The sequence below is a fragment of the Scytonema sp. UIC 10036 genome, assembly GCF_009725235.1.
Window position 1 is genome coordinate 40,756 of record NZ_WJFC01000081.1, and the last position, 14,519, is coordinate 55,274.

The window sequence follows — 14,519 nt, forward strand, 5'->3', positions numbered from 1 at the left end:
TCCGACTTAGGTAAAATATAACGGGTTGAATGAACTGTGTACTATCATACCTATTTACCTATTATGGTCATAAGGTGAGAGGATAACAGGTGTGGAATCCGACCTTCTACCTTTTCTTGAGTATTAAAAAAGTATTAAGCTGTACAGAATTATCGGCGATATTCATCCCCACAATCACCGATTAACTGATATAAGTCCCTCGATTTGCTCGAGACTGCGTCTATTTGATGCAAATCCTCAGTATCTAATGTAAAGCTAAATACCCTGGCATTATCTTCTAGATGCTCGGCTATACCAAGCCTTGCACCAACGATCGCACCTGCTACTGTTGGTTTGTCTAAAATATAACGCAGTGCGATGTTAGGAATACTAACGCTATGTTTGTCCGCTATGGTCTTGAGAACGGAGAGTAATTCTTGAAATAGCTGCCAACCACCCCAACCATCTATCATATTTTTATATTTTCTCAAGCTGACAGTCGCTAACTCAGACCCTCTTGGTTCTGAAACACCTAAATATTTTTCTGATAAAAAACCACCACAAACTGTACCGTAGGTCAACAGTTGTATGCCATGCTGTTGGCAGAACTGAATCATCTTGACTTCAGGACGGCGATCGACAAGAGAAAATTGTACCTGGTTGGAAACTATTTTTATACCTGCTTCTGTAATAATTTGTAGGTGTTCTGTATCAAAGTTAGTTAAGGCTAAATGTTTGATTTTCCCCTCTGTTTGCAGTTCAGCCATATACTTGAGGGCATCTAAATAATTTTTGTCGCGATACTCCCACCAGTGAAATTGCATTAAATCCAAACGTTCTACTCCCATTCTTCTTAGGGAGATATTAATGTTCTCTTCTACCAATTTCTTTGTCATCTTAGCAGGACGAGGTACCCATTTTGTAAAAGCTTGAATATTAGCTAAAGCCTCTTGACCGCGACTTGCAATCAGTTGACGGCGAAACTCACCAATAAAATCTTCCGCCGGACCGTAATGATCTGCTAAGTCCCAGGTGGTAAAGCCTGCATCTACATATTGGAACATAGCTTGGATAGCAGACGTTGGGTTGATGCGCCCGTGTGCGCCGGAAACCTGCCACATCCCGTTTAGCAAGCGACATATGTTTAAATCTTGGGTGAATTGCAGGCGACTTGATGTAGGTAGGTTCATGGAATTTGGTTAGTTGTTGGTGGTTAGTTGTTAGTTGTTAGTTGTTGGTAGGGGCGCGGCGGCGTTACGCCGATACAGTGGTTGGTCTTTTTACCGCCACCCTTGTTCTGCTTGCTCTAAAACATAAGTAGAAACATCTTGTATTTCTTCTGCGGTTAATCGCTCTTTGTAAGCTGACATATTGTTTTTTCCGTTGGTTACAATAGCTGCGATCGCATTGACAGAATCCATTCCATACTTCTTAAGCGCTTTCAATTTTAAGTTTTTTCCTCGCCTGACAATATTGCTACCGTTGATATGACAACCAGCACAGTGAACGTTAAAGATTTTAGCACCATTAGCTGTATCTGCTGCTATTGCTTGAGGCTGGAATGACAGATTGAAAACCATCAATGTTGCTAATAGAATAGCGATTACCTTTTGATATCTTACTTGCATATCAATACCGAAAAAAGGATGAAGGAGAAAAATCAGGTTTAGTCCGATTTGTTGCCCCTCAATTTATTGACCGTGTTCACTTCATATTTTATACTTGATGACTGATACTTGATACTTCCTATATCAATCAAAATTTAATGCTCGCACTTTTCTCTGCTGCATTACTCTTGGAATTCATCTTTAACGCGGCACTAGGAGCAGTTTTTGCAGAAACGATTCGCCAAGGAACCAGAGGTGGATTCAAGTCAGCCTTAGCGGTTCAAATCGGTTCCCTTGTAGGAGATGCCCTTTGGGCTTTGCTCGGTTTGGCTGGCGTTGGATTACTTTTGCAATTGGACTTCTTGCGCCTTCCGGTTGGTATCGCGGGTGTAATTTATCTACTTTGGCTGGCTTGGGATGCATGGCAAGAAGCAAATCAGGAGTTTACTGTCAAGTCTGTTAACATGACAAGCACTGACCATAAAAAGGCTTTGCGTTCTGGTGTATTGCTATCAGTCACAAATCCACAAAATGTAGCTTGTTGGGCAGCTTTAGGCAGCGCAATGGGTGCTGTAGGAGTTACCCTAACAATCCAGCTGCACCTGAGTATTAATTCGTCCTGTAAGCTTTCGGTGTCATGCCTGTCAATTGCCGAAACTGTTTGCTCAAATGGCTGTGGCTGTTGAACCCACACTCTAAAGCAATGTCTACAATCGATTGGTCTGTTTGTTTTAACAACTGCTTCGCCCGTTCTACCCGTTGCTGGAGCAGGTATTGGTAGGGCGCTATGCCTAGCGATCGCTTGAATAAATGGCTGAAATGAAATTGGCTAATGCCTAGCAATTGGGCTAAATCTGCGAGCTTAATGTCTTGATTGAGATGTTCGTTGATGTACTCCAAGACTTGCAGAAGTTGACGCTCCGGTAAACCACCCTTATAAATTGCAAGGCGAGGTTTGGAACCAGAGTAATGTCTGAGCAAATGCACTGCTAAGACATTTGTCAGTGATTCAACGTAGAGCCTTCCGCCTAAATTTTCCTGTTTGAGTTCAGAGAGCAGCATCATGCCAATTGACTCAATTTGTGGATCGCGAATCTGAAATTCGCTTAGTAATTCCAGCGGCTCTGAATTCATGGCTAGAGCTTCTCTTGCAACGCTCTGGATGAAACGAGACGCAATCCGAATCTGCAAGTAGTAGTCATCTCCATCCCATCGGGCGAAACATGGAATCTTTGCGGGCGTTATCGAAATGTCGCCTTTTGCATACAGTCCTGCATAAGTCTTACCTTCGTGAACTTGTAGCAAGCGAATTGGACGGGAGGAAAGAGACAGATAAATCGTATGTTCGTAACTGTAATGACACGTCGCTTCACCCGGAGGTTGTTGGAATTGCTCGACCAGAATGTTTTCCCAACCGCGAGATTGACTCGACAAGATGGGAAAATGGGTCGTTTCTATCTCATGGGTGGCAGTCATCTTCATGATTTGAAACTTTATCTATTTTATTTGATTGTATTGACTTTGGGCAAGATTCTGCCGAGCAGACCGGGCTTTTTGCATCAGTAGATTTTATCTGCTTACACTACCACAGGTGGAATGAGCTTAAGAAAAGATGGTAAGGCTTGGGGTAGCCCAAGCTAAGGACGTACCACTTTCTGCAAGTGTCTCCAGTAAAAGGTGAAAAAACCTTCGCGAAGGATTATTGCCGTCAACAGAGTTAAGTAATGTCTTAACCTTTTGCTAGTGAGTTCTTAATCTGACTGGTATAACTTAAGGGTGCAGAATACAAATTAATACCACAAATATTCCCAGGTATTGCGCTCCATGTCCTTTCATGAGGTATGGGTTTTGCCGCCATGTCCGTATCTGCCCTCACTGTCAAGGTTTTCCTTGCAGCCAATACACCTTGAGTTGCAACAACAATGGCATTTACACTTCAGATACTACACGCCTCTGATTTTGAAGCTGGCATCCCCGCCTTAAACGATGCCGTAGGTTTTTCAGCAGTTGTTAACCGTCTCAGAAATGACTCAAGACTGCCATCTACGGTTCTCGCTAACACCTTAACTTTATCCTCTGGTGACAATTATATCCCAGGTGCTTTCTTAAACGCCTCTAGCGATCCAAGCCTCAATAATGTAGGCGGTTTGGGAAGTTCTTCAGGTCCGATCGCAGGGCGGGGGGATATTGGTATTCTCAATGCCATTGGTATCCAAGTTTCTGCACTGGGGAACCATGAGTTTGACTTGGGCGTTGGACAAGTAGCTTCTCTAATTCGCACTGGAAGTGGTAATCCAGGAACAAATTTTCCCTATCTGAGCACCAACCTTAACTTTGCTCCAGAAACTCAACCAGGAGGCAGTTTATCAAATAATGACCTCGCCAGCAATCAAAATACTGCTGAAGCAAGCACAATTAGGGGCAAGCTTGCGAAAAGCACGGTCATTACGCTACCCGGTGCAGATGGTATTCTGGGAAATGGCGATGACCAAAGAATTGGTATCGTTGGAGCCACAACACCTACCCTCGCTAACATTTCATCACCAGGTCGAATTGGTGTATCTCCTGCAAACCCGACAGATTATACAGCCTTAGCCGCAGAAATTCAAACTTCTGTGGATGCGCTTCGGAATACGGGTATCAACAAAATTATCCTGCTGGCGCATATGCAGCAGTTGAACATCGAGCGCGATGAACTAGCACCCCGATTGCGGGATGTTGATGTCGTTATCGCTGGTGGTTCTCATACTCTATTATCTGATGCCAACGACCCCTTGCGAGCAGGTGATACCAGCAGGGGAGAATACCCAATCCTCAGAACTTCTGCTAGCGGTCAACCTGTGTTGGTTGTTAACACCGATGCTAACTACAAATATGTAGGACGTTTGGTTTTTGAATTTGATGACAATGGTGTTATTAACGTTAACAGCCTTAACAACAATATTAATGGAGCTTATGCGACGGATGATGCAGGAGTCGATCGCGTTTACGGTAGTGATGTCAATCCCAGAGCAGTCGCCAATCCCAATGTAGTTGCAATTACCGATGCCCTTCGGGGAGTTATTGGCAGCAAAGATAACACTATATTCGGTAGAACTACAGTTTTCTTAAATGGTACCCGTAATGATGTCCGTACCCAAGAAACTAACTTTGGTAACTTAACAGCAGATGCTAACCTGGCAATAGCTCGCAATACTGACCCTACTGTTGTTGTTTCGATTAAAAATGGGGGAGGTATCCGGGATAATATTGGTGCTATTTCCAATAGTGCAGGGGGAGTCAATGCCGATGATTTTAGAAAATTACCTCCACAGCCCAACCCCATAGCCCCAAATAAACAGACAGGGGACATTTCCCAACTTGATATTGAGAACGCCTTGCGGTTTAACAATGGTTTGACCGTAGTGTCCGTGACAGCAGCAGAATTACGTCTGATTATGGAACATTCTGTTGCAGGGACAAGAGAAGGAGCAACACCCGGTCAATTCCCCCAAGTGGGTGGGCTAAGTTTTAGTTTTGACCCCACTCGCACGGCAGTAAGATTTGATAGTAATGGTAATGTGACAACTCAAGGAGAACGCATCCGTTCTCTTGCTATTCGCGACCAAAGCGATCGCATTATCGACGAAGTTATCCGCGACGGGCAAGTGGTGGGTGACCCCAATCGTCTCATCCGGATGGTAACACTAAACTTTTTAGCGACTGCGGGTTCTGGAACTCCTGGGCTTGGAGGAGATAGTTATCCCATTCCCAGGTTTGCCAAGAATCGGGTGGATTTGGTACAGTCAACCCGTACAGGAGTTGCAACATTTGCCAACGATGGTTCGGAACAGGATGCACTAGCAGAATATTTAGCCGCGAATTTCCGAACAAACCCTTATAGCGTGGAAGATGTCGGTACCAGCCAAGACGGACGAATTCAAAACTTGTCACAACGTAGCGACAGCGTTTTTGCAACGACCGGTCTCACCAAACAATCAAATAACCTCTTCACCTTCTCCAATATCTTTAGCCCCTTAAATTTAGAGGTGAGCCTCGTTAGCAGAGATGTAACAAATGTTAATGAAATAGGGGTGTTTGTTGTTGATGATAACCAAAGTCGGGTAAATGGCATTGCACCCGGACAAGCTGGATATTTGCAAGCCGCATTAAGCAGAGCAGAAGTTGTCTTTTCCGTATTACCGGAAAGTTTGGGCTTTGATAATCCCACTCGCTTGTTGAATTTTGGTGCGGGAAACCAACGGCTGATGTTTTACCTGGTACAAAATAGCAGCACCGACACCGTACTCTCTGAATTGCGAGCGGGAAGAAATCCAGGAAACGTACTTTTGGCAACATCCGATAAATTACAGGTAGTAGATGGTAGCACAGGTACGTTTAACTTGAATTGGGAAGATAGTACAGACAACGACTATGATGACATTCGTTTAAGAGTACAAGCGTCAAATAGAAACATCCCTCAAAGAGTTATTCAAGAACGGGCGGAACTATTAGATTTGAGATTTTCCGGTAACGCACAAACTAGCTTTTCTGTCAACAGTAGTGCCGCTTACAGAAACTTTGTTGGTTTCTACAGAGTTGCTGACCTTGACGGTGGTATTGACAGAGATGGTAATGGAACCGCCGACCTGCGTCCCGGCGATGCAGGTTATGCTCAAGCAGCCATTCAAGGAAGCGTTTTCAATTTTGGTTCCAACGGCAGTTCTGCTCTGAACTTGACAGGCGGGGCATTATATGCACCATTTATTATTGCTAACGCCACTGTTACTGATTTCTTAGCACAGAATCCCACAAATCAAGCAAGTGGAACTGTGAAAGCTTACTTTGCTTACTTAGGAGCAAATCCTGATGGAGTAGATCACATCCGCCTACTGGGTAACAATACTTTCGGTTATGAAGATCTACCAGGTGGTGGCGACTTCGATTACAACGACATCGTTGTACAAGTGAATTTTACGTAATTGGGCATTGGGCATTGGGCATTGGGCATTGGGCATAACAAACAACAAACAACAAACAACAAATGACAATATGATTTTATTTTCAAACTGGTTGCATTGGTTTATGGTACTAACATTTACTTCACTGGTAAATGTTGTTCCCTTCTCTGGTGATACTCTCAACTCAAACAACAGCGATCGCGAGTTTGTTGTCGTGAATTCTCACGCCGCAGTCACTCTAAGTAACAGCACCACAAATTTCAACCTTGGAAACGCGATCGCACAAGCTTCTGATGTTGTTCGCATCCACGATATTCAAGGTGCAAGTCACTCCTCTAAATTAGTTGGTGACACAGTGACTGATGTCCCTGGGGTAATCACACTAGTGCTTGGTTCGGGTTCTGGTCGCGGTTTTTATATGCAAGATCCGAATCCGGACGATGATGATGCAACCTCAGAGGGGATTTTTGTTTTCTTGGGTAATTCCCAAATTCCCAATCCTAGTGTTGGTCAATCGGTAGCAGTTACGGGAAGGGTCAGTGAATTTCGACCGGGAAACAATGCCAATAATTTGACAACCACTCAAATTAATGCCAACGTGGCAGGTGGTGCAGTTGAAACAATCGATTCTTTAGGAACTATTACCCCCACTGTCATTGGTACGGGAGGTCGCATTCCACCCAATACTGCAATTAACGATGATTTTACAGCAAGCGATCGCGGTAATGTAGAAACCGAGGGTGATTTTGAACCAGCATCAGAGGGAATAGACTTTTATGAAAGTCTAGAAAGTATGTTAGTTCAAATTAACAATCCTCTAGCAGTGAGTCCTACTAACGGATTTGGAGAAATTTGGCTACTTCCAGACAACGGAGCTAATGCCACCAGACGCACGGCTCGCGGTGGAAGTCGTATTTCACCCAAAGATTTTAATCCCGAACGCATCCAAATTGATGACGCCCCAGCTATCTCTGGTAGGTCTCCTGAGGTAAGCGTCGGTGCAACTTTAGGCACAATCACAGGTATAGTTGATTATAATTTCAACAGTTATGAAATTCTGCCGTTTTCTATAACTGTTAACTCTCCGAGTTCTTTAACTAGAGAGGTAACAAATCTTGCCCCAGAAGGCAACAATCTAACTGTTGCAACTTTTAATGTTGAGAACCTTGACCCCAAATTAGAGGAGATCGACAAGGTTAACGAACAGCAAAAAAGTAATGTTGATGATGATTTAGGGAATGGTAAATTCGCCGCACTTGCCGATCGCATTGTTAACAATTTGCGTTCTCCAGATATTATTTGCTTAGAGGAAATTCAAGACAACACTGGAGCAGAAATTAATGATGGAGTGGTCGATGCGAATCGCACTTACGAAGAATTAATGAGTGCGATCGTATCAATTGGCGGTCCCGCATACGACTATCGTCAAATCAATCCAGTGGAAAGACAGGATGGAGGTCAACCGGGTGGCAATATTCGAGTAGGTTTTTTATTTAACCCCAATCGAGTACAATTTGTAGATCGTGCAGGAGGTAGCTCCACCACTAACACAACAGTTAACAACGTCAGCGGTCAACCAGAACTTTCCGTCAGCCCTGGAAGAATCGCTCCGACTAACCCAGCTTTCAATGACAGCCGCAAATCTTTGGTAGGCGAGTTTATCTTTCAAGGTCAAAAACTGTTTGCGATCGCCAATCACTGGAACTCCAAAGGTGGAGACCAACCCCTGTACGGTCCCAATCAGCCCCCCGTCCTTACAACAGAAACCCAGCGCCGTCAGCAAGCACAAGTTATCAACGATTTTGTAGACAGTATTTTGGCAGTAGATTCCAAAGCCAATATAGTAGTTTTGGGCGATTTGAATGATTTTGAGTTTTCCGAACCACTTAATATTTTAAGAGGGAGACCGAGTGGTCAGGGTAAGACGGTGCTGAGAAATTTGGTAGAAACTTTACCTGCTAACGAGCGTTATACCTATAATTTTCAAGGGAATGCTCAAGTCTTAGATCACATCTTAGTCAGCCAAAATCTCTTTAAGAGATTAAAGGGTTACGATGTCGTCCATATTAACTCTGAGTTTGCCGATCGAGATAGCGATCATGACCCCAGTGTTGCTCAATTTAATTTATCAAGTTAGTAGTTAGTGGTTAATGGGTAGTGGAAAAACGGCTAACAACTAACAACTAACAACTAACAACTAACAACTAACAATCATGCAAGCAATTAACAGCCAATTGGCACCTTATGCAGTAACAGGAACTTTAGGATTTGAAGAACTAGCGATCGCACTAGTTGCCAATCAATTCGCTTCCACAACCCTCCAAATGGATTTCCTGAAAATGAGTGGAATTATTCCTCCAGATTGGGAACTCCAAAAGCAACCCATTCTCACAGCCACCGTATCTCAATTAACCTTCAAAAATGGAGTCAATATTGTTGCCCAAGCCCGCACCATTACATTTACCCAAACCCTCGATTCTAACAGTGGAAATACACTACAAACACCAGCTTTAGCCCGTCAGTTTGTAGAAAAACTTCCCAATGCTGATTATCAAGGAATTAGTATCAATCCCAAAATACTGATTGCATTTCCTGAGGTACAAAATGCAGCCAGAAAGTTTATTACACAAACCCTATTATCACCCGGTCTTTGGAATACCATAGGTGTTGCACCAGTACAAGCAGCAGTTAACTTTTTCTATCAATTAGAACGTTGTAAACTACTAGTTAATTTGAACGAAGCACAAGTTCAACAACCAGACAAAACACCGATATCAGCTTTATTATTTTCAGGTAATTTCAACTATGAAATTGGAAATTATGGGCTTGAAGAACGGCTTCAACAAATGATAATGCGATTGGAAAATTTTTCAACAGATGTTGAAGATTTCCGAGCAATAGTCAGCAACAAATTTTTAGGACAACAAAAAGACAATGTTTTTCAGTAACCAGCGATCGATCCCCTCGTTCCCAGGCTCCCCTCGTTCCCAGGCTCTGCCTGGGAATGAAAACCAGGAGGCTCTGCCTCCAGTCACGCATCTTGAGGCGGAGCCTCTAGTCATGCGTTCCCAGGCGGAGCCTAGGAACGAGATGAACCTGCGATCTGCCTCCAGTCACGCATCTTGAGGCGGAGCCTCTAGTCATGCGTTCCCAGGCGGAGCCTAGGAACGAGATGAACCTGCGATCTGCCTCCAGTCACGCATCTTGAGGCGGAGCCTCTAGTCATGCGTTCCCAGGCGGAGCCTAGGAACGAGATGAACCTGCGATTTGCCTCCAGTCACTCATCTTGAGGCGGAGCCTCTAGTCATGCGTTCCCAGGCGGAGCCTAGGAACGAGATGAGGCGGCAGCCTAGAAACGAGCTGAATCCAAAATCCAAAATCCAAAATCCGAAATCCAAAATATGGACACAATTCGCTTTTCTCAATTCAATGCTTCCCTAAACCGTAGTGCAGAGGGTCAGTTAATCCAGGATTTATCTACCCCCGAAAATGCACAGGCAAAGTCCGTTGCAGAAATTATTCAACGCACAAACCCAGACGTACTGCTGATTAACGAGTTTGACTATTACGAGCCAGACCCATATAAAGCAGTAGAACTTTTTCAAAAAAATTACCTTTCAATCAGTCAAAACGGTGCAAATCCCACTGAATACCGTTACGCCTACATAGCACCTTCAAATACTGGTATTTCATCTGGATTTGACTTAAACAACGATGGTACGGTCGTGACAACACCCGGTACGCGGGGCTATGGCGATGATGCCTTTGGTTTTGGTGAGTTTCCCGGTCAGTATGGGATGTTACTGCTATCAAAATACCCCATAGATACCGAAAATTTGCGGACTTTCCAAACTTTTTTATGGAAAGATATACCAGAGTCACTCTTACCGACAATTGCTCTTCCCGATTCTGATACACCTTGGTATTCCCCAGAAGAACAAGAGGCTTTGCGTCTTTCTTCCAAGAGTCATTGGGACGTTCCTATCCTAGTGAATGGCGAGACTATCCATGCTTTAGTCAGCCATCCTACACCGCCTACATTTGATGGTCTTGAAGACCGCAATGGTAAGCGCAATTATGATGAGATTCGCTTCTGGGCAGATTATATTACTCCTGGAAAAGGCGACTATATATATGATGATGCAGGAAACAAAGGCGGTCTTGTTGCTGGGTCACGCTTTGTGATTATGGGTGACCAAAATGCAGACCCCTTTGATGGTGACAGCTACAACAACGCTATCCGACAACTGTTACTTAATCCCGGTATCAATACAAATTTTATCCCTTCAAGCCTTGGTGGTTCTCAACAAGCAATATTACAAGGTGGCGCAAATCTGAATCATCGAGGAAACCCTGCTTTTGACACTGCGGACTTTGCCGATACAGCCCCAGGGAACTTGCGAGTAGACTACGTACTGCCATCTGCTGACTTGCAAATTAACAATTCAGCTGTTTTTTGGCCTCTCAACACAGACCCCCTGTTCCGACTGGTAGGGACATTCGAACCAACTTTACCTGGTGGGTATCCCAGTTCCGACCATAAATTGATTTGGGTAGATTTGCAAATTCCACCTACAGAAGCAGGAAAAACTGTTCCCGAAGTGGACTTTTTGGGACAAACGGTATATCCTACTGGCTTTATTCCCGGTGGTGCTGCTGGAACAACTGCACTAGGCGGACTGTCTGGTATCACCTATGATGCTGCAAATAATGTCTTTTACGCTATCTCTGACGATCGCTCTCAACTTGCACCTGCCCGATTCTACACATTGACAGCTGACCCGTCTACCATTGCCACTTCAGGAGCGACTTTCACCAACGTCATTACCCTAAAAGATGCCAACGGTCAAGAATTTGCACTCAATACCCTAGATCCGGAAGGAATTGCGCTTACCAACAACGGGACAGTTTTTATTTCCTCTGAAGGAGAGGCAAATATCAATGCAGGGCGAGTGAGCAATCCCTTTATCAATGAATTCTCCCTCACCACGGGACAGCAAATACGTTCTTTACCCGTACCGACGAAGTTCCTACCAGTTATTCAAGATACCAACGGTAATGGTGTTGTGGATACAGGAGATACACAAGTCTCTGGTATTCGCAATAATTTAGCGTTTGAAAGTTTAACGATCGCACCCGACCAAAAATTCCTATACACTGCAACTGAAGCTTCCTTGTTCCAGGATGGTTCCATTGCCAGTCTCAATGAGGGAAGTCGTTCTCGGATTCTCCAATACAACTTGGTTTCAGGTCAACCAGAAAAAGAATACCTCTACATCACCGATCCAATTGCTGCACCACCCAACCCTGCAACAGGCTTTGCTGATAGTGGTTTGGTAGATTTGTTAGCACTTGATAACCGAGGGACTTTACTCTCATTAGAACGTTCCTTCTCTGAAGGTGTTGGCAACACAATCAAAATTTACGAAATCAGCTTGCAAGGTGCAACTGACATCAAGTACTACGATTCCCTCAACGCTCTCAGTTCCGAACAGTTAACAGCAATTCAACCCGTTGAGAAACGCTTGTTGTTAAATCTCAACTCACTGAATCTGCCCACAGGTACAGATAATATTGAAGGTATTTCCTTTGGTCCCAAATTAGCAGATGGTCGTCAGTCCATCGTCTTAGTCAGTGACAACAACTTCAGCCAAACGCAATTTACCCAAATCATTGCTTTAGGTGCAGACTTAGTTCCCACCGCAGCACCCACAGTCGAAACCCGTCCCGACCTATTTGATGATCCCACATTACCACGCGACCAACGGGCTGATGCAGATGACCCTGCTATCTACGTAAATTCCACCAATCCAGAACAAAGTCTGGTATTAACAGTGGTTAAAAATGCAGGTTTGCGAGTGTACGACTTGTCGGGTAATTTGTTGGAGGAAATCAACCCTGGTAATATTCGTTACAATAACATCGACCTGCAATATGGCTTTGACTTAGGCGGTCATCCCGTTGATATTGCTGTAGCAACAGATCGGAATAACGACAAACTAGCCATTTTCAAAATTAATTCTCATCCTAATGCTTCAGGTCAATACCTAGAAGATATTACTGACAGCAGTCTTGGTACTCTGTTCCAGTCATCTCCTTATGAACCTCCCTACTCCCCCTCAGAACGAAGTGCTTACGGAGTTGCATTGTACCGCAGCCCAGTTACAAACGATTACTATGTTTTTACCAATCGTAGAGAAACCGGAGATGTTGCACAGTTAAAGCTCGTAGATAAAGGCAATGGTAAAATTGGCACTGAGTTAGTGCGGAATTTCACTGTACCTACAACAGCAGGACGCGATCCACAACTTGAAGGCATGGTAACAGACCAAGAACTCGGCTACCTTTATATTGGGCAAGAAGATGTAGGTATCTGGAAGTACCAAGCAGAACCAAACGGTGGTACAACAGGCGTGTTGATTGACAAAGTAAAAGATTTGGGTGGTAAATATCTAGAAGATGATGTCGAAGGGTTAACTATTTACTATGGCAATCAAGGTACTGGTTACCTGTTAACATCCAGTCAAGGTGATAACACCTTTGTTGCCTATACTCGTGAGGGGAACAATGACTTTTTAGGACGCTTTGCTGTTGGTAACAATGGACCCATTGACAGCGTGCAAGAGTCAGATGGTGCAGATGTTATTAATGTGCCTTTAGGTTCTAATTTCCCTTATGGTGTATTCGTGACCCAAGATGGTAATAATTTACCTGCAAGATTGGTTGAGGATGATGGAGAATTTGAGAACGTTAACACTAACTTTAAGTTAGTTCCTTGGGAAAATATTGCCTATGCTTTCCCAACTCCTTTAGTACTGGATACAACCAGCTACGATCCTCGCAATCCCAGCCCTTACTACCTGTTTGATTCTAACAACACAATTGCTAGTCCACTTGAGGTGACATCTCTTGGGGATATTGCTTAATTGACAGAAAACACGTAGGTTGGGTTGAAGACCGAAACCCAACATTTATAGACATTTGTTTCACCACGGGTTTACCCAACCTACAAAAAATTCTTATCCAGCCAGAAAACACGTAGGTCGGGTTGAGGAACGAACCCACATTTACAACATTTGTTGGGTTTCACCCACGGGTTACCCAACCTACTACCACATCCCACCTTAAAATGTTGTGTTGAGGCTGCAGGAGGGCAGGGCACGGGAGCAGAAGGGAAAAGAAAAGAAACTAATTATTAGTCCTCTCGTCTTTAAGAAGACGAACCCTTCACGGATAACCTCGCTTTGTGCCAATATAATATCATCTAGTGATACTATAAAATGGAACTTAACAGTAAACACCAAAAAACTCTTGATGGCTTTTTCAAAACCCATCAGATCGAGATTTTATGGAGTGATATCGAGTCTCTCCTAATTGCTCTTGGGCAGAGTATCAGAGGGAAGAGGGTCAAGAGTCAGATTTGCTCTTAATGATATAAGAGCTACATTTCACAGACCACACCCTGAAAAAGAAACTGATAAAGGTGCTGTTAAGTCGATGCGGCGGTTCTTGACAGAAGCGGGGATTAAAAATGATGAAGTATAAAGAATATTCGGCAATCGTAGAATTTGATGAAACGGCAGAAATTTTTCACGGTGAAGTCATTAATATTCGGGACGTGATTACTTTTCAAGGTCGTAGCGTAGATGAACTCAAGCAAGCTTTTGCTGATTCAGTGGATGATTATTTAGATTTTTGTAGAGAACGTGGGGAGGAGCCTGATAAACCATTTTCAGGTAAATTCATGGTAAGAATTGACCCGAGTTTACACAAAAAAATTGTGGCTAAAGCAAAGAAAGAGGGACAAAGCCTTAATTCATTGGTTGAAAAAAGCTTGTCCCTGTATGTTAGTTAAAATAGCAAGTTGACGTTCGCGAAGCGGCTCGGAACGAGCATCGTATGAACACCCCCCCTGAACGGTTACGGTGTACACACAAGTCGGAAATATTTCGCAGACGGAAGTTTTCGCCTCAGTTTTACCCCACCCTAACCC

At 43.8% G+C, this 14,519-nt stretch carries 10 protein-coding genes; 7 read left to right on the plus strand and 3 right to left on the minus strand.

Translation table 11 applies throughout. The features are described from left to right. Window positions 1-149 precede the first annotated feature (149 nt). Window positions 150-1,169, minus strand: a complete 1,020-nt coding sequence (locus F7734_RS31340) for an aldo/keto reductase (protein ID WP_155748463.1) — start codon at window positions 1,167-1,169, stop codon at window positions 150-152. A gap of 90 nt (window positions 1,170-1,259) precedes the next feature. Further along, entirely contained in the window at window positions 1,260-1,607 is a 348-nt protein-coding gene (gene petJ / locus F7734_RS31345; RefSeq protein WP_155748464.1) for a cytochrome c6 PetJ, read from the minus strand. A 137-nt stretch (window positions 1,608-1,744) separates the two neighbouring features. Here petJ and F7734_RS31350 point away from each other — a divergent pair, with 137 nt between their 5' ends. Further along, window positions 1,745-2,272 carry a LysE family transporter gene (locus tag F7734_RS31350; protein WP_155748465.1) on the plus strand — a complete coding sequence of 176 codons (528 nt, stop codon included), beginning with the start codon at window positions 1,745-1,747 and terminating at the stop codon, window positions 2,270-2,272. On the opposite strand, the gene F7734_RS31355 is transcribed toward F7734_RS31350, so the two are convergent. Continuing rightward, window positions 2,196-3,068 carry an AraC family transcriptional regulator gene (locus tag F7734_RS31355; RefSeq protein WP_155748466.1) on the minus strand — a complete coding sequence of 291 codons (873 nt, stop codon included), beginning with the start codon at window positions 3,066-3,068 and terminating at the stop codon, window positions 2,196-2,198. The two genes, F7734_RS31350 and F7734_RS31355, sit on opposite strands and share 77 nt — an antisense overlap. A gap of 440 nt (window positions 3,069-3,508) precedes the next feature. On the opposite strand from F7734_RS31355, the gene F7734_RS31360 reads away from it, so the two are divergent. The 6 genes from F7734_RS31360 to F7734_RS31385 all read left to right on the plus strand — a co-directional run bounded on the left by F7734_RS31360 (window position 3,509) and on the right by F7734_RS31385 (window position 14,381). Continuing rightward, window positions 3,509-6,547, plus strand: a complete 3,039-nt coding sequence (locus F7734_RS31360) for a 5'-nucleotidase C-terminal domain-containing protein (RefSeq protein WP_155748467.1) — start codon at window positions 3,509-3,511, stop codon at window positions 6,545-6,547. 70 nt (window positions 6,548-6,617) lie between these two features. Then, complete coding sequence (locus tag F7734_RS31365) at window positions 6,618-8,663, plus strand: endonuclease/exonuclease/phosphatase family protein (RefSeq protein WP_155748468.1); 2,046 nt, start codon at window positions 6,618-6,620, stop codon at window positions 8,661-8,663. Window positions 8,664-8,739: 76 nt separating this feature from the next. Further along, window positions 8,740-9,474 carry a hypothetical protein gene (locus tag F7734_RS31370; RefSeq protein ID WP_155748469.1) on the plus strand — a complete coding sequence of 245 codons (735 nt, stop codon included), beginning with the start codon at window positions 8,740-8,742 and terminating at the stop codon, window positions 9,472-9,474. Window positions 9,475-9,927: 453 nt separating this feature from the next. Beyond that, window positions 9,928-13,452, plus strand: a complete 3,525-nt coding sequence (locus F7734_RS31375; RefSeq protein ID WP_155748470.1) for a phytase — start codon at window positions 9,928-9,930, stop codon at window positions 13,450-13,452. Window positions 13,453-13,906: 454 nt separating this feature from the next. Then, window positions 13,907-14,071, plus strand: a complete 165-nt coding sequence (locus tag F7734_RS66330; protein ID WP_347566316.1) for a type II toxin-antitoxin system HicA family toxin — start codon at window positions 13,907-13,909, stop codon at window positions 14,069-14,071. Beyond that, window positions 14,058-14,381 carry a type II toxin-antitoxin system HicB family antitoxin gene (locus F7734_RS31385; protein WP_207714259.1) on the plus strand — a complete coding sequence of 108 codons (324 nt, stop codon included), beginning with the start codon at window positions 14,058-14,060 and terminating at the stop codon, window positions 14,379-14,381. The genes F7734_RS66330 and F7734_RS31385 overlap by 14 nt, the downstream gene beginning before the upstream one ends. Window positions 14,382-14,519 lie beyond the last annotated feature (138 nt).

Coding starts and splice junctions, on each gene's coding strand:
- F7734_RS31355 (WP_155748466.1), bottom strand. CDS start 3,068: ATGAAGATGACTGCCACCCATGAGATAGAAACGACCCATTTTCCCATC.
- F7734_RS31370 (WP_155748469.1), top strand. CDS start 8,740: ATGCAAGCAATTAACAGCCAATTGGCACCTTATGCAGTAACAGGAACT.
- F7734_RS31365 (WP_155748468.1), top strand. CDS start 6,618: ATGATTTTATTTTCAAACTGGTTGCATTGGTTTATGGTACTAACATTT.
- F7734_RS31385 (WP_207714259.1), top strand. CDS start 14,058: ATGATGAAGTATAAAGAATATTCGGCAATCGTAGAATTTGATGAAACG.
- F7734_RS31375 (WP_155748470.1), top strand. CDS start 9,928: ATGGACACAATTCGCTTTTCTCAATTCAATGCTTCCCTAAACCGTAGT.
- F7734_RS31340 (WP_155748463.1), bottom strand. CDS start 1,169: ATGAACCTACCTACATCAAGTCGCCTGCAATTCACCCAAGATTTAAAC.
- petJ (WP_155748464.1), bottom strand. CDS start 1,607: ATGCAAGTAAGATATCAAAAGGTAATCGCTATTCTATTAGCAACATTG.
- F7734_RS31350 (WP_155748465.1), top strand. CDS start 1,745: ATGCTCGCACTTTTCTCTGCTGCATTACTCTTGGAATTCATCTTTAAC.
- F7734_RS31360 (WP_155748467.1), top strand. CDS start 3,509: ATGGCATTTACACTTCAGATACTACACGCCTCTGATTTTGAAGCTGGC.